We start from the raw sequence: 13,840 nt of genomic DNA, 5'->3' as shown, positions 1-13,840 counted from the left end.
CAGCAAGCGAGATTCTTCGCTGCGCTCTGAATGACGTTCAACCCCCGTTCCCTAATATCTTTGTAGTCCACCCGTCCAGCCGTTTCGGTCCGTGAACGTTCTACAGCTCTGTCCCCGCGTCCCGTTTCCGCCCACCGATGGCGGCGCCATTGCCATGTACGACGTGGCCGCCGGCCTGGTGCGCGCCGGGCATACCGTCACGCTGCTGGCCGCCAACACGCCCAAGCACCAGCAGGCGGCTGATGCGTTGGCCCACCTCGGCCCCGGCCTGCGCCTGGTGACCGTGGACGTGGACACCAGCCTCTCGCCGCTCAAGGCCCTGCGCAACCTGCTCTTCAGCCCGCACCCCTACAACGTGGAACGCTTCATGTCCGGGGCGCTGGCCGCCAAGCTGACCGAGCTGCTCACCACCGAGCACTTCGACGTGGTGCAGATGGAAGGCACCTTCGTGGCCTGGTACGTGGACGTGGTGCAGCGCGTGGCGCCCGGCGTGCCCACCGTGCTTCGGGCCCACAACGTGGAGCACGAAATCTGGGACCAGCTGGCCCGCAACGAGCGGCAGGGGCTGAAAGCCGGCTACCTGCGCCACCTGGCCCGCCGCCTCAAGCGCTTCGAGGCCCGCTACCTGCCGCGCTTCTCGGCCGTGGCCGCCATCACCGAGCCCGACCAGCGCCGCCTGCGCCAGCTGGGCTGCCCCGAGCCGGTGGTGTTCATCCCCGCCGGCGTCGACCTGACGCGGGTGCAGCCCGACCCGGCCATCAAAGCCCAGCCCAAGACGCTGTTTTTCCTCGGCTCCCTCGACTGGCGCCCCAACGTGGAGGGCCTGGAGTGGTTTCTGGAAAAAGTGTGGCCCGAAGCCCGCAAAAACCACCCCGAGCTGGAGCTGCAGGTGGCCGGCAAGAACATGCCGGCCCACATCCGCGACCTGCGCGTGCCCGGCGTGCACGTGCACGGCTTCGTGGCCTCGGCGCCGGTGTTCATGCAGGAGTACGAGGTGATGATAGTGCCCCTGCTATCGGGCGGCGGCATGCGGGTCAAAATCATCGAGGGCATGGCCCTGGGCAAGTGCATCATCAGCACCGGCCTGGGCTCCGAGGGCATTGCCGTGCGGCACCTGCACGACATCCTGGTGTGCGACGACCCGCAGCAGTGGATTGAGGTGCTGCGCCAGTACTGCCACGGCGAGTTTTGCTACAAGGGCGTGGGCGAGCAGGCCCAGCGCACCGCCCAGCTGCTCTACGACAACGACAAGGTGGTGCAGCGTTTTGTCGAGCTGTACCGGCGCGTGGGTGCGGGCCAGGCCGTAGCTTTGCCGCCCCGATGAAGCTTCTCGTCCTGCTGTCCCGCTTTCCGTATCCGCTCGACAAGGGCGACAAACTCCGCGCCTTTCACCAGCTGCGCTACCTGGCCCGTCACTTCGAGGTCTGCCTCTTCGCCCTCTCGGACGAGGACGTGACGCCCGCGTCGCACGCGGCCGTGGCCCCGCTCTGCCGGGGCGGCGTGCACGTGCACCGGCTGCAGAAGCCCGGCATTGCTGCCAACATGGCCCTGGCCGCCGTGCAGGGCCAGCCCTTCCAGGTCGGCTACTTCCACGACGCGGCGGCCCAGCGCCGGCTGGCCGACGTGGTGCGGGAGTTCCGGCCCGAACGCGGCTACTGCCAGCTGATTCGTATGGCCGAGTACGCCCGGCGCCACGCCACGGCCGTCCCGTTCACGCTCGATTACATGGACGTGTTTTCGACCGGCATGCAGCGCTGGGCCGGCAAGGCCCCGCTGTGGCAGCGCCCCGTCATGGCCCTCGAAGCCCGCCGCCTGCAGCAGTACGAGGCCCGCGCCTTCGACTGGTTCCGTCACCACACCATCATTTCCGACCAGGACCGGCAGCTCATCGACCACGAGCAGCGGCAGCGCATTCAGGTGGTGCCCAACGGCATCGACACCGAATTTTTCCGCCCCGGTGCCGTAGCCGCCGACGAGCCGTTTGAGCTGGTGTTCTGCGGCAACATGGCCTACCACCCCAACGTGGAAGCGGCCGAGTGGCTGGCCGAGGGCATTCTGCCCGCCGTGCGGCGCCGCCACCCCGCCGCCCGGCTGCTGCTGGCCGGCACCACGCCCGCGGCCCGGGTGCTGGCCCTGCAGTCGGAAGCCGTCAAAGTCAGCGGCTGGCTGCCCGATATCCGCACCGCTTACGCCTCGGCGCGGGTGTTCGTGGCGCCCATGCGCACCGGCACCGGCCTGCAAAACAAGCTGCTCGAAGCCATGGCCATGGCCCGCCCCTCGGTGACCACCCCGCTGGCCAACAACGCCCTCGGCGGCACGCCCGGCCAGCACCTGCTCGTCGGGGCCGATACCGACGGGCTGGCCGAGAGCATCTGCCAGCTGCTGGAGCACCCCGAGGAAGCTGCCGGTTTGGCTGCGCAGGGTAGGGAGTTCGTGCGCGAGCGGTACACCTGGGATGGCACCACCGAGCGGCTGGCGCGGCTGCTGGCGGAGTAGGCCGGCTGGTTCAGCAACTGGAACACTTCAGGGAGAAATAATAGAAAGTGTTCCAATGGTTGGAACACTGCTGAGAAAAAGATCGGGGAGTGTTCCAGGTATTGGAACACTCCTTTATTATTTTAGCAAAAGCGTTCCACCGCTTGAACCGAGCATTCGTCCCTGTATATGCGGTATCGGCAGTCGTATTCACATGAGCTGTGCGCCCAGGTGCGGACGCATTTTGCGCTTAGCCAGACCGAGCTGGCCGATTTTCTGGGCATTAGCCGGGCGCTGCTGGCCAATGTGGAAGCCGGCCGCCGCACCCTGCCGTATTCCGCCCTGCAGCGCCTGTTCGTGTTGCTGCGCTGGATGCCCGCCCCGGGCGGCGAGGGGCCGGCCGCGCCCGAGTTTACCGCCGAGCCCACTGCGGCCCCTGATCTGCCCGACCGGGACGAGCTGAGCTACCGGCGCTTGTATGTGCAGGCCGCTATTGCCAAAATCAAATTGGAACTGATGGGGCGGGGGCGGCGGCAGCAAACCTATGCCCGCCGCCACTGGGCGTTGCAGGTACTGCGCACGGGCCTGGCCACCACCACCGCGCCCACCGCGCCGGCGCTGCTGAAGATGTGGCAGATTGCCGCGCCCCATCCCGAGGAGGATATGTTGTGGCTGCGGCTATTAGCCAAAGATGCTGCCGACGCACCGGAGCCGCTCACCGCCACCGAACGGGCCCTGCGCACGGCCCGCCTGCGCGGTCTGGAAGCCGAGCGGACGGCGTTGGATGAGCTGTTGGGGGCCGCTCCAGCGCCTGCCTAACAACTGTTCGGCAACTACCGCCAACGATTCCGAACGGGCCGTTAACTTTGTAGGGCCGCTGGCGGTTGTCAGCCCAACACCCAACCCGCGGCCCGCTACCCCTGGCCGGCCGCCCTTTCTGAAGCAAGCCATGCTTGACCCCATCGAAGACGCCATTGCCGACATCCGCGCCGGCAAAGTGGTGGTAGTAGTGGACGACGAAGACCGCGAAAACGAGGGCGACTTTATCTGCGCCGCCCGCTGCGCCACCCCCGAAGTCATCAACTTCATGGCCACCCACGGCCGCGGCCTGGTGTGCGCCCCGCTCATCGAGGACCGCTGCGAGGCGCTGGGCCTGGAGCTGATGGTGGGCCGCAACACCGCCCTGCACGCCACGCCCTTCACCGTGTCCATCGACCTGCTGAAGAACGGCGTGACCACCGGCATTTCGGCCTCCGACCGCTCGAAGACAATCCTGGCCCTCATCGACCCCGACACCAAGCCCGAGGAGTTGGGCAAGCCCGGCCACATCTTCCCGCTCAAGGCCCGCAAGGAAGGCGTGTTGCGCCGCGCCGGCCACACCGAAGCCGCCATCGACCTGGCCCGCCTGGCCGGGTTCGAGCCCGCCGGGGTGCTGGTCGAGATTCTGAAGGAAGACGGCGAAATGGCCCGTCTGCCCGAGCTGCGCCAGATTGCCGACAAGTGGAATCTGAAGCTGATTTCGGTGCAGGACCTGATCAAGTACCGCCTCAAGCAGGAAAGCCTCATCGACCGCGAAATTGCGGTGCAGCTGCCCACCCAGTGGGGCGACTTTGAGCTGATTGCCTACACCCAGCGCAGCACCGGCGCCCAGCACTTGGCCCTGGTGAAAGGCGGCATCAGCGGCGACGAGCCGGTGCTGGTGCGCGTGCACAGCAGCTGCGTGACGGGCGACATCTTCGGCTCCTGCCGCTGCGACTGCGGCCCCCAGCTGCACCACGCCATGCAGCAGATCGAGCGCGAGGGCAAGGGCGTGCTGGTGTACATGAACCAGGAAGGCCGCGGCATCGGCCTGCTGAATAAGCTGCGCGCCTACAAGCTGCAGGAGCAGGGCCGCGACACGGTGGAAGCCAACCTGGAGCTGGGCTTCGGCATGGACGAGCGCGACTACGGCGTGGGCGCCCAGATCCTGCGCGACCTGGGCCTGACCAAGATGCGCCTGCTCACCAACAACCCCCGCAAGCGCACCGGCCTGATCGGCTACGGCCTCGAAATCGTGGACACGGTGCCCATCGAGGTGACGCCCAACGAGCACAACGAGCGGTACCTGGCCACCAAGCGCGACAAGCTGGGCCACACCATCCTCACGAAGGACCGCGGCCCGCACCCGGCCCAGGCCGCGGCCGAGCTGCTGTCGTCGCAGTAGCCGACGCGGGCTGCTGCCGCTGTTGTCCGGCCTGGGCTTTTTGGTTGCTTTGGGTATATTTTGGCCTGCTTTTAGCGAGCAGTAGTTTGAGTAAACCCGTAGCAACATGAAACAGCTTTTATTATCAGGCTTGCTAACCTTCGGACTAGTACCAGCGTGGGCCCAGCAGGAGGTCGGGCGCCATTTTGCCAGCAGCACCGTGCTGCTGACTAACGGTGATACGCTGCGGGGCGAATTGACGCTGTATACGGAACAGAATCTGCTGATCGTCAAGACCGCCGATGGAACGCAGAGCACCCAGACGCCCTTTACCGTAAAAGCTTTTGCTGCCAAAGGCCAGCTAACCCAGCAGCTCTACACCACGCTGTTGTTTGATAACACCCGAATTGAAAACCTGGGCAGTGGCAACGTGCGTGCGCAGGATCAAGCGGTAACAGTGTTTGACACTACGATGCACGCCTTTGTGAGCTATCGGAATGTGATGCGCACGAGGCTGACTGCCGAAGCCGAGCCTGGCTTTTATGAGGTGCTGAGCATAGGCAATATCTGTCTGTGGCAACGCACTACGTTGTGGGCGCGCCCTCTGGGATATCAGCCGCAGCGGAAATCCGGCTCGGCCAATAATTCATTTGTGCCGGTCTCGTTCAATACGGATGCGCGCAATTTGCTGGCGCATAAAGTAATACCTGCGCCAACGCAAAGTCAGTCGGCGGCGAGAAACCGGCCCTACGACGTGCATTCTGTTACCCGGCTGTACTACGTCACGTCAGCGGATTCCGTCTTACTAGTGCGGCAACCAAAGACAGAGCTACTGTCCTATTTCCAAGAGTCAGCACCGCGCATTAAGACCTATGCGCGTTACCATAAGCTGAGTTACACGAAGCCAGATGAACTGGCCGTCATTGTTGACTATGCCAATGGGCTCCAACGGGCAACTCGTTAATCTAAGTGGCTGGCCTAGCTGAATAAGCTGGCCGCAGCACCTTGATTACTTCTTGGCGCAGCCGCAGCTCCAGTTTTGGGTGCCGGTGCCGGTGCGCAGCTCAATATCGAGCTGCCCCGCTTTGTCGGCAATGGAGAATGTGGTCTTGGCGGGCGCGTGCTCGGCAAAATAGCCGGTGAGCCAGGTGATTTGGCGTGTCGCGGCGTCGTAGGTGTAGCGCCCGGTGGTGTTGCCGTCGAGGTAGCGGTAGGTGCCGTTGTTGTTGAGTTGAATAACGCCTCTCGGGATAAACTGCATGCGCTTGGTGGCATCGAGCGCGTTTTGAATGCAGCTGTAGTCGCCGTAGATGAGTTGGGCCGAGGCCATGGGCGCGGTCATGCGCGGGCCGCCGGTTTTGGCGGCGGCCTCGGCTTCGGAGCGAGCCTGCAGAGCCGCAGCGGCGCGGGCCCGCACGGCGGCGGCTTCGGCCTGAGCCCGTTCCTGGGGCGTCTGGGCCGGGGCAAGGGTGGGCGTAATAGTTTGGGCGGCAGCCGCCCCCGACAGCGCCAGGAGGACGCCGGTAAGCAAAGTAGTAGTCAGACGCATGAGCATCGGGCGACGGCGGAAAAGCCGCCGTCAGGAAGTAAAGGTAGCGGCTACAGGTCGCGGGTGCGCAATAGGCCGGCGCTCAGCAGCCAAAACACCGCCGCCCAGGCCAGGGCCACCGGCACGGCCTCGCCGGGCAGCAGCGCCCCGCTCGGGCCCAGCACGGTGTCGAGCGTCTGCGCGAAGGGCGAGGGCGTGAGAATATCCAGCGCTTTGATGGGCAGAAACCGGTCGATGCTATCGGGCAGGAAATAGCGGATCAGGCGCTCCACCACCCACACGTAGAGCAGCAGCGCCACGATGGCCGGGGTGCTTTTGCGGATGAGCACGGCCAGCAGCGCCGCCAGCGAGAGGTAGCCCAGCAGCTGGGCCGCGTAGAGCAGCAGCGGACGCGGGGCGGCGGCCAGCACCGCGGGCAGCGTGGCATTGGCCGCCCGCGTCAGCCCGAAATACGCGCCCACCAGCAGCACCGACAGCACCGCCCAGCCCACCAGTAGCGCGGTTACCAGCAGCTTGTCGAGCACCAGCTGCTCGCGCGAAGCCCCGTCGATAATCTGCTGGCGCAGGGTGCGGTACTGAAACTCATCGGTGATGAGCATGATCAGCAGAAAGGCTGGTAGCAACGAGAAGTAGCTGGCCAGATACGTCAGGTTGGTCCACAGCCCCGGCAGCGCGTACAGCGCCTGCCCCAGCTGCTGCCCGTTGACGTTGACGCCGCCCGCCCCGGCCACGGTGGCGGCCAGCAGGCCGGTAAACAGCAGCAGAATCACCCAGGCCGTGCGGTAGGGCAGCAGCTTGCGAAGCTCGGTACGAAGCATAATGTGGAGTGCTGAATGCGGAATTAGGAGTTCTGAATCAGCTGCAGGAACTGATTTTCCAGGCTGCGCTGCTCGGTGCTGAGGTGGGCCAGCGCGAGGCCCTGGGCGAAGAGGGCGCGGTTGAGGTCGGCGGGGGAGTGGCCGGGGGCCAGGGCGAGCGAGCAGGCTCCGCCGGGCGCGGGCTGCACGTCCTGGGCGAAGGGCACGGCGGCCAGGGCCCGCAGCAGGGTTTGCGGGTCGGCGTCGGGCGCCAGGCGCAGGTGCACGCGGTCGGTGGCGGCCAGGATCTGGCCGACCGGGCCGGCGGCGCGCAGCTGGCCCTGGTGGAGCACGGCGGCGTGGGTGCACACCTTCTGCACTTCGTCGAGCAGGTGGCTGGCCAGGATGATGGTGCGGCCCTCGGCGCTCAGGCGCTGAATCAGGCGGCGCACGTCGGCAATGCCCTGGGGGTCGAGGCCGTTGGTGGGCTCGTCGAGTACCAGCACCTCGGGCTGCCCGAGCAGGGCGGCGGCCAGGGCCAAGCGCTGCTTCATGCCCAGCGAAAAGCCGCGCACCGGCTCGTGCTGCCGCCCGGCCAGCTCCACCGTTTCCAGCGCCGCGTCGATGGTGGCGGGGGCGGCGCGCTTGGTGTCGGCGCTGATCTGCAGGTTCTGGCGGGCCGTGAGGTAGGGGAAGAAGTTGGGCGTTTCGAGCAGGGCGCCCACCCGGCGGCGGGCCTCGGCCGTGGGCGCCGCCCCGAACCAGCGCACCGCGCCGCTGCTGGCGTGCAGCACGCCCAGGGCAATGCCGAGGGTAGTGGTTTTGCCCGAGCCGTTGGGGCCCAGCAAGCCAAACACGCTGCCGGCGGGCACGCTCAGCGAAAGGTCCTGCACGGCGGTGGTGCGGGCGTAGCGCTTGGTCAGGTGCTCAATATCGAGGATGGCAGACATGGGGTGGAAAAAGTTGCAGAACCAGTGTAGGATTAGCGGCTCGGTTGTTTATCAACTACCACGACGTCGCGAATGGCAAAAACTGTGTCGGTTGCCTTGCCATTGCCTTTGTAGTCAATATGAAACATGCATTGCCACGTAATGGCCGCCGGGTGCCCGGGCACTTTCGAAGGGTCGATTGTTACGTAGCAGGTATCCCCGGCCCAGGTATGGTCTAGGGTAATACCGGGCTGATCAGGTAGAAAGGTTCTCGCTACCACGGAGTAAGGATAATTTGACGTAGCAGCCAGTTGCCGCAACGCCCCGTTGTTGAGAAAGACTTTACGTTGGTAGAGCTGGCCGGGGTAGATGGTGTCACGGGCCGCGGCAATTCGCCGCGGACTTTCAAGGGAAAGGCGAGGAAGCCGGGGCGCTTTCGCAGTAGACGGGTTGCCCTCGGTTCCAGAAGAGCATGCGCCGAGCAGTGAGGCTGTGCCGCCGGCTAAGCAGATAAAGGCGTTGCGCATCATTGATGAGTTGACAAGCGTTACTCCACTTTCAATTGCTCCTGACCCATGAGCCGCAGCACCGGGTAGCGGCAGTAGCCCGGCTCCGCGTACTCCGAGCGGCGGTACACCCAGTCGAGCTGGGCGGCGGCGTCCTTGGCGAAGGCCGCGTCGGCTTTTTTCTTTTCTTCCAGCTGCTGGCGCAGCTCCGGTTGCCGGCGCAGCACCTCGGCGGCCAGGTCTTCGAACACGTAGTCGGAGAAGTGCTCCTTGCTCTGCAGGATGCTGTCGAAGAAGCCCCAGGCGAAAAACGAGTCGACGGCCTGCGGCTCCAGCGTTTCCACCAAGTAGCGGGCGGCGGGCTGGTCGAGGCGGGCTACGTAGTCGCCGCGGCGCAGCTGCTGGGTTTGGAGCACCGGGCGCAGCTCCACTTTCGAGTGCACGTAGTGGCCTTCGAAGGGGCGCGGCGTGGTCTGGAAATCTTCGATGTAGCGGGCTTCTACCTCCACGGTGGCATCCTGGGTGAGGCGCTGCAGCTGCACGCCGTTGCGCCGCAGCCGCTCGATGATGGTTTCCCAGGCCTGCGGAATCAGGTAAGCGGCCGGCTTCGGCACCGACACGCCCGGGCGGTAGGTGTTGTAGTACTTCACCGGGCGGGTGTAGGGCGCGGCGCGGTCGTAGTACAGCCGGGGCAGGCCGCTCACCTCGCTGGGCTTGGTGCGGCCCTCGTAGCCCCGGAACTGCAGCTCCTCCACCTGGGCCTTGTCCAGCTGCCAGGTCAGCGGAAACAGCGTCTGGGTGAGCAGCTGCCGGTCGGCCTCGGCGCGGGCCTTGCCCAGCTCCTCCGCGTCGCGGTGCACGAAGTGGATGACCTCGTCGAGCAGGGCGTAGGTGGATTCGACGCGCGGCCGGAAGGCTTTCAGCATGTGCGTCTCGGGCATGAAGCCGATGCAGTTAAACAGGGCCGCGTAACCGGTGGAGTAGCGCGGCGAGTCGGAAAAGCCGATCAGGCCGCTTTCGGGCGTCTGGCCGTCGAAGTCCACGTAGGGCGTCATCGGCCACTGGCGCTTCTCCATGCCACCGTAGAGGGCGGGCAGCAGGCGCTGCTGCAGATACTGGCCGAGTACCGGGTGCAGTTTGTCCTTCTGCGAGGCAATCAGCGTCATGGTGTACTGGTAGTCGGCGCCGTTGGAAGTGTGCGTCTCCACGAACACCTCGGGCCGCCAGCCCTGAAACAGCGCGGCAAACGAGCGGGCGTTGCGCGACTCCTGCTTGATGTAGTCGCGGTTCAGGTCGTAGTGCCGGCCGTTGCCGCGGAAGCCGTACTGCTCGGGCCCGTTCTGGTTGGCGCGGGTGTGGCTGTTGCGGTTCAGCATCCCGTCCACGTTGTAGACGGGCACCACCACCAGCGTCAGGTTTTCCAGCTGCTGCCGGAGCTTTTTGTCCTGCAGGTAGTCGCGCACCAGCATCATCGAGGCGTCGATGCCTTCCGGCTCGCCGGGGTGAATGCCGTTCTGAATAAAGACCACGCGCCGGTTTTTGCGCCGCACCGAGGCCGGGTCCGCGTCGCCGTCGAGGGAAATGACGACTTCGTGCAGGGGCTCCCCGCTGTCGGTGGGCCCGGCTTCGCGCAGGGTTACTTCGGCATAGGCCGCGTCGAGGCGCCGGTAATAGTCGATGCACTCGGCGTAGGTGGCGGTGGTGTTGCCGTTGCCCTTCTCAAAGGGCGTTTGCCAGTCGGGTTTGTCGGCGGCGGGCGTGGCGTGCAGGGCGGCGGCTAGCATAAGGGTCGCAAGCATGGGGAAACGTTCGGGGCGGCAAGATGCCACAGATGCGGCGGAAAAGGCGCGACGGTGGAGCGGAAGATTACTTTTGCCGGCGTCAACCGGTTCATCTTTGCTTGTGTCCCTAGCCCTTGATCAATGACCGCCATACAAGCCTGCTGGCGCTTTTTAGCCGATTACTTTCCCGGCCTGAGCCTGCGTGCTCCCTTGTTTTACAATTGGCGGAAGGCGTTGCGCTTCGATCTGCAAACGGATAACGGCACCGACACGGCCGCCTATTTCCAGGAAGTGCACAGGCGGGCTACGGCGTTATGGGAGGCCGTATTTGCGCCCACGGATACCGTACTCCTTGTGCTCATGGAGCGTCGGTACCGCCGGGGCAAGATTCGCTTTGGCAACTATGGCTTTCGGCAAATTGCGGACCTGCGGCGGCCGGAGGTGAGTTACGCCAAAGCGTATCAGCGGTACGAGCGTGACCGGTTCGACGTGTGGAACACTGCGGCGAGCAGAATAGCGGTGAGTCGCCTCAACTACCAGAACCTGCTGCAAACCATTGCCAACACCGATTTTCCGCCTTACCAGCCGCGACTCAGGCAAAAAGGCGTGCTGAACGCTACGGAAATCTACCTACTCAACATCGACCGGAAAATGATTTTTCACATGTACGATGACCGGGGGCTCGATATCCTGGCTACCGAAATCGTAGCGCTGAAACCAATCTATCAGCGGTTCAACGATTGGATTTTGGAATACGACCGTGAAGAGATAGATCTGCGCATGAGCGGCAGTCCAGCGCAGTAGCCGGGTTTTGGGCGAGTTGAATGCCGCTTCCGACTGGGCCGAAGCGGCCACCCCATACCCCGGAGCAGGCTTCAACTCGGCCCCGCGCCCTGACGTACGCATCCGACCCGGACTTCAGCGGCAAAGCGCCTTATCAAACCCATTTTTCTGCCCAACGCCATGAGCATCCTGCGCCTCAACCCCGCCGACCTCTTCCAGAGCCCCGCCTTTTCCCAGGCCATCGTGACGCAGGGACCGGGCCGCACCATCTACGTCGGCGGGCAGAACGCGGTGGATGCGCAGGGCCAGCTCGTCGGTTCCGGCGACCTGACGGCCCAGACGCGGCAGGCGCTGCTGAACGTGCAAACGGCCCTGGAAGCCGCCGGCGCCGGTTGGGCTGAGGTGGTGCGCCTGGGCGTTTACCTGGTGCAGGGCCAGGACGTGCAGGCAGGCTTCAAAGCCGCGCAGGAGGTCATGGGCCCGAATGCCGCCCCGCCCACCATCACGGTGCTGTTCGTGGCGGCGCTGGGGCGCCCGGAGTATTTGGTGGAAATCGAAGCCACGGCCTTCGTCGAAGGCTGAAGACTGGCCAGATGCTCAGTACCGCTTCCGGCTGGGCGGAAACACCTGCTGATCCACGCTGTATTTGCCCGGGCCGATGAGCAGCAGGCCAAGAAATACGATGCCGTTTTCCAGCGCGTGCGAGTAGTCCCCGAACCCTTCGCCCACGGCCAGATGCGACACGGCCGCCACCAGCATGGTGATGAGCAGCGCCCCGCAGGCCCAGCGAAACAGCAGGCCCAGCGCCAGCAGCTGCCCGCCGATGGTTTCGGCAATGGCGGCGGCCAGGCCCCAGGCGGCGGGAGCGAAGTTGATGCCGAGGTGGCGCATTTCCCCGCCCAGCGCCGTCCATTTCTCCGGCCCGCCCATCAGCTTGGGGTAGCCGTGAACGACCATCATCACGCCCAGGCCCAGGCGCAGCAGCAGCAGCCCGAGGTCGGCGTAGCGGTAACGGTTTTCGAGCAGGGGCATGGCGGCAGGCTAGGTGTGGGGTGAGAGCGGCCGGCCCGGGAGGCGGATAACGAACGAAGTGGCGGGCCTGCGCCGCCAAAGTACACAAACGTCGGCTGATTCGCACCGCCAAAAGCCAAGTTCTACTGGTAAAGTATAATGCCGGTGATGCGCGTGGCGGGCGGCACGTCGTCCTTGCGTAACGTGCGGTTCAGGTTCAGACCGGCTTTGTCGAGCACCCAGGTCATGCCCACGCGCTCCGACACGGCCACCAGCCGCCCTTCGGCCCGCTCGATGGTCTGCACACCGTAGGCCCGGCGGGCCTCGCCGTAGGTGCTGCCCACCCCAATGCCCTCGGCCGTGCGGTAGCGCGCGTCCTGCAGCTGCACGCGCCAGAGGCGGTTGCCGCCGTCTTCCACCGCGCCCACCATTTCCAGCAGCAGCGGGGGCGAGCCGGCTGGCGCGTCGTCGGGACGGTACTCATACACCGGGTATTCGATGCCTTCGAGGCTGCGGGTGGTTTTGGTGAGCGTGCTCGGCGGCAGCAAAGTCAGCAGGTCGGCTTCTTTCATGTTGAGCCGCAACGGCCCCACGTAGCCGGGCTGGAGCAGCAGGTGCTCGTCCTTGGCCGTCGGAATAAGAGTGGTAGGCGCCGCCGAATCCGGGGTTGCCGGCGGCGTGGTGGCGGCTGGGGCCGCAGCCGGGGCGGCGGTGGGGTTGGCGGCGGGCCGTTCGGTGGGGCCGCAGGCAGCCAGCAGCAGGGCCAGCCCGGCGGCGGGCAGGGTAGAGGAGAGGCGAAGCATGGCCCAAACCTACGATACTTGGCTGCCAACCGTTGAGCCGCGGCCCGCTGTTTGGCAGCCGTTTGTATTCGTTAATTATCCGTTTTCCATCCCCGCTCTACCTTTGCCGCCGTATCTACTGCCGACCAACCCGTTTTTGCCGTGAGCCTCGACACCCCCAAGCAGCCGCTGATTCTGATTTCCAACGACGACAGCATTGCCGCCCCCGGCATTGCGGTGCTCGTGCGCGTGATGCGCCGCCTGGGCGAAGTGGTGGTGGTGGCGCCCGCCGCCCCGCAGTCGGGCATGGGCCACGCCATTACGCTCAGCGAGCCGCTGCGCCTCGACCGCAGCCAGCTGTTCGAGGGCATCGAGGCCTACACCTGCTCGGGCACCCCGGCCGACTGCGTCAAGATTGCCAAGCACCTGGTGCTGAAGGGCCGCCGGCCCGACCTGGTGGTGTCGGGCGTCAACCACGGCTCCAACGCTTCGGTGAACGTGATTTACTCGGGCACCATGTCGGCGGCGCTGGAAGCGGCCATCGAGGGGCTGCCCGCTATCGGCTTCTCGCTCTGCGACTTTTCGCACCAGGCCGATTTCTCGCACGCCGAGCCGTGGATTGAGCACGTGGCCCGTGAGGCGCTTAGCAAGGGTGTGCCCGCCGGCACGGCCCTGAACGTGAATATTCCCAAGAAATCCGACGACCCCATCGTGGGGGCCAAGGTGTGCCGGCAGGCCCGGGCCAAGTGGCAGGAGGAATTTGACACCCGCCAGGACCCGTACCGCCGGCCGTACTACTGGGTGCTCGGCAACTTCCTCAACGAGGAAATCCACGCCGAGGACACCGACGAATGGGCCCTGGCCCACAACTACGTGAGCATCGTGCCCTGCCAGTTCGACTTCACCCACCACGCCGGCCTGCGCGAGCTGCACGGCGCCTGGACGCTGCAGCTGCCCGGCCGCCCCACGCCCGCCGAGCCCGAGCAGCCCACCCCCGTCAGCCCCGGCGACTACGGCCCGGCCAACCCGCAGGGTTAGAATAACA

The 13,840-nt window shown here is 65.5% G+C and carries 15 protein-coding genes; 8 read left to right on the top strand and 7 right to left on the bottom strand.

The annotated features are described in order from the left end of the window. Positions 1–91: 91 nt before the first annotated feature. From FDY95_RS00945 to FDY95_RS00925, 5 genes are all read left to right on the top strand, one after another. Positions 92–1,324, top strand: coding sequence for a glycosyltransferase family 4 protein (locus FDY95_RS00945; protein WP_138074848.1), 1,233 nt, complete (start codon positions 92–94; stop codon positions 1,322–1,324). Further along, a complete protein-coding gene (locus tag FDY95_RS00940; RefSeq protein ID WP_138074847.1) occupies positions 1,321–2,496 on the top strand; it encodes a glycosyltransferase in 1,176 nt (391 codons plus the stop codon). The genes FDY95_RS00945 and FDY95_RS00940 overlap by 4 nt, the downstream gene beginning before the upstream one ends. Positions 2,497–2,664: 168 nt before the next feature. Then, positions 2,665–3,294, top strand: a complete 630-nt coding sequence (locus tag FDY95_RS00935; protein WP_138074846.1) for a helix-turn-helix domain-containing protein — start codon at positions 2,665–2,667, stop codon at positions 3,292–3,294. Between the two features lie 118 nt (positions 3,295–3,412). Further along, a complete protein-coding gene (locus tag FDY95_RS00930) occupies positions 3,413–4,678 on the top strand; it encodes a bifunctional 3,4-dihydroxy-2-butanone-4-phosphate synthase/GTP cyclohydrolase II (RefSeq protein WP_138075441.1) in 1,266 nt (421 codons plus the stop codon). A 106-nt stretch (positions 4,679–4,784) separates the two neighbouring features. Further along, positions 4,785–5,621, top strand: a complete 837-nt coding sequence (locus FDY95_RS00925) for a hypothetical protein (RefSeq protein WP_138074845.1) — start codon at positions 4,785–4,787, stop codon at positions 5,619–5,621. Positions 5,622–5,666: 45 nt separating this feature from the next. Here the strand turns inward: FDY95_RS00925 and FDY95_RS00920 are convergent, their stop codons facing one another. Genes FDY95_RS00920 through FDY95_RS00900 form a run of 5 tightly spaced genes read right to left on the bottom strand, consistent with a single transcriptional unit; the run spans position 5,667 to position 10,237 of the window. Next, complete coding sequence (locus FDY95_RS00920; protein ID WP_138074844.1) at positions 5,667–6,206, bottom strand: hypothetical protein; 540 nt, start codon at positions 6,204–6,206, stop codon at positions 5,667–5,669. Between the two features lie 50 nt (positions 6,207–6,256). Next, positions 6,257–7,024: an ABC transporter permease subunit gene (locus FDY95_RS00915; RefSeq protein ID WP_138074843.1), complete on the bottom strand. Its 768-nt coding sequence runs from the start codon at positions 7,022–7,024 to the stop codon at positions 6,257–6,259. Between the two features lie 23 nt (positions 7,025–7,047). Further along, positions 7,048–7,953: an ABC transporter ATP-binding protein gene (locus FDY95_RS00910; RefSeq protein WP_138074842.1), complete on the bottom strand. Its 906-nt coding sequence runs from the start codon at positions 7,951–7,953 to the stop codon at positions 7,048–7,050. A 32-nt stretch (positions 7,954–7,985) separates the two neighbouring features. Next, positions 7,986–8,462: a hypothetical protein gene (locus FDY95_RS00905; RefSeq protein ID WP_171025472.1), complete on the bottom strand. Its 477-nt coding sequence runs from the start codon at positions 8,460–8,462 to the stop codon at positions 7,986–7,988. 17 nt (positions 8,463–8,479) lie between these two features. After that, positions 8,480–10,237 (bottom strand): M14 family metallopeptidase, encoded by a 1,758-nt coding sequence (locus FDY95_RS00900; RefSeq protein WP_138074840.1) that lies wholly within the window; start codon positions 10,235–10,237, stop codon positions 8,480–8,482. Between the two features lie 123 nt (positions 10,238–10,360). On the opposite strand from FDY95_RS00900, the gene FDY95_RS00895 reads away from it, so the two are divergent. Beyond that, positions 10,361–11,023 carry a DUF3885 domain-containing protein gene (locus tag FDY95_RS00895; RefSeq protein WP_138074839.1) on the top strand — a complete coding sequence of 221 codons (663 nt, stop codon included), beginning with the start codon at positions 10,361–10,363 and terminating at the stop codon, positions 11,021–11,023. Between the two features lie 159 nt (positions 11,024–11,182). After that, complete coding sequence (locus FDY95_RS00890) at positions 11,183–11,584, top strand: RidA family protein (protein ID WP_138074838.1); 402 nt, start codon at positions 11,183–11,185, stop codon at positions 11,582–11,584. Positions 11,585–11,599: 15 nt separating this feature from the next. Here the strand turns inward: FDY95_RS00890 and FDY95_RS00885 are convergent, their stop codons facing one another. Both FDY95_RS00885 and FDY95_RS00880 read right to left on the bottom strand, forming a co-directional pair. Further along, the gene (locus FDY95_RS00885; protein WP_138074837.1) at positions 11,600–12,034 is read right to left on the bottom strand and encodes a DoxX family protein; all 435 of its coding nucleotides are present in this window, start codon (positions 12,032–12,034) and stop codon (positions 11,600–11,602) included. Between the two features lie 122 nt (positions 12,035–12,156). Further along, positions 12,157–12,816: a hypothetical protein gene (locus FDY95_RS00880; RefSeq protein WP_138074836.1), complete on the bottom strand. Its 660-nt coding sequence runs from the start codon at positions 12,814–12,816 to the stop codon at positions 12,157–12,159. A 141-nt stretch (positions 12,817–12,957) separates the two neighbouring features. On the opposite strand from FDY95_RS00880, the gene surE reads away from it, so the two are divergent. Further along, positions 12,958–13,833: a 5'/3'-nucleotidase SurE gene (surE, locus tag FDY95_RS00875; RefSeq protein ID WP_138074835.1), complete on the top strand. Its 876-nt coding sequence runs from the start codon at positions 12,958–12,960 to the stop codon at positions 13,831–13,833. Positions 13,834–13,840 lie beyond the last annotated feature (7 nt).

This window comes from Hymenobacter jeollabukensis, assembly GCF_005771675.1.
GTDB classification, from domain to species: Bacteria; Bacteroidota; Bacteroidia; order Cytophagales; family Hymenobacteraceae; genus Solirubrum; species Solirubrum jeollabukense.
This window is presented reverse-complemented; position numbering and strand designations above follow the sequence as displayed.

Bases quoted from the DNA above. Each gene is read 5' to 3' on its own strand.
- FDY95_RS00920 (WP_138074844.1), bottom strand. From the start codon at position 6,206: ATGCGTCTGACTACTACTTTGCTTACCGGCGTCCTCCTGGCGCTGTCG.
- FDY95_RS00905 (WP_171025472.1), bottom strand. From the start codon at position 8,462: ATGATGCGCAACGCCTTTATCTGCTTAGCCGGCGGCACAGCCTCACTG.
- FDY95_RS00885 (WP_138074837.1), bottom strand. From the start codon at position 12,034: ATGCCCCTGCTCGAAAACCGTTACCGCTACGCCGACCTCGGGCTGCTG.
- FDY95_RS00880 (WP_138074836.1), bottom strand. From the start codon at position 12,816: ATGCTTCGCCTCTCCTCTACCCTGCCCGCCGCCGGGCTGGCCCTGCTG.
- FDY95_RS00925 (WP_138074845.1), top strand. From the start codon at position 4,785: ATGAAACAGCTTTTATTATCAGGCTTGCTAACCTTCGGACTAGTACCA.
- FDY95_RS00915 (WP_138074843.1), bottom strand. From the start codon at position 7,024: ATGCTTCGTACCGAGCTTCGCAAGCTGCTGCCCTACCGCACGGCCTGG.
- FDY95_RS00890 (WP_138074838.1), top strand. From the start codon at position 11,183: ATGAGCATCCTGCGCCTCAACCCCGCCGACCTCTTCCAGAGCCCCGCC.
- FDY95_RS00900 (WP_138074840.1), bottom strand. From the start codon at position 10,237: ATGCTTGCGACCCTTATGCTAGCCGCCGCCCTGCACGCCACGCCCGCC.
- FDY95_RS00935 (WP_138074846.1), top strand. From the start codon at position 2,665: ATGCGGTATCGGCAGTCGTATTCACATGAGCTGTGCGCCCAGGTGCGG.
- FDY95_RS00895 (WP_138074839.1), top strand. From the start codon at position 10,361: ATGACCGCCATACAAGCCTGCTGGCGCTTTTTAGCCGATTACTTTCCC.
- FDY95_RS00910 (WP_138074842.1), bottom strand. From the start codon at position 7,953: ATGTCTGCCATCCTCGATATTGAGCACCTGACCAAGCGCTACGCCCGC.
- FDY95_RS00940 (WP_138074847.1), top strand. From the start codon at position 1,321: ATGAAGCTTCTCGTCCTGCTGTCCCGCTTTCCGTATCCGCTCGACAAG.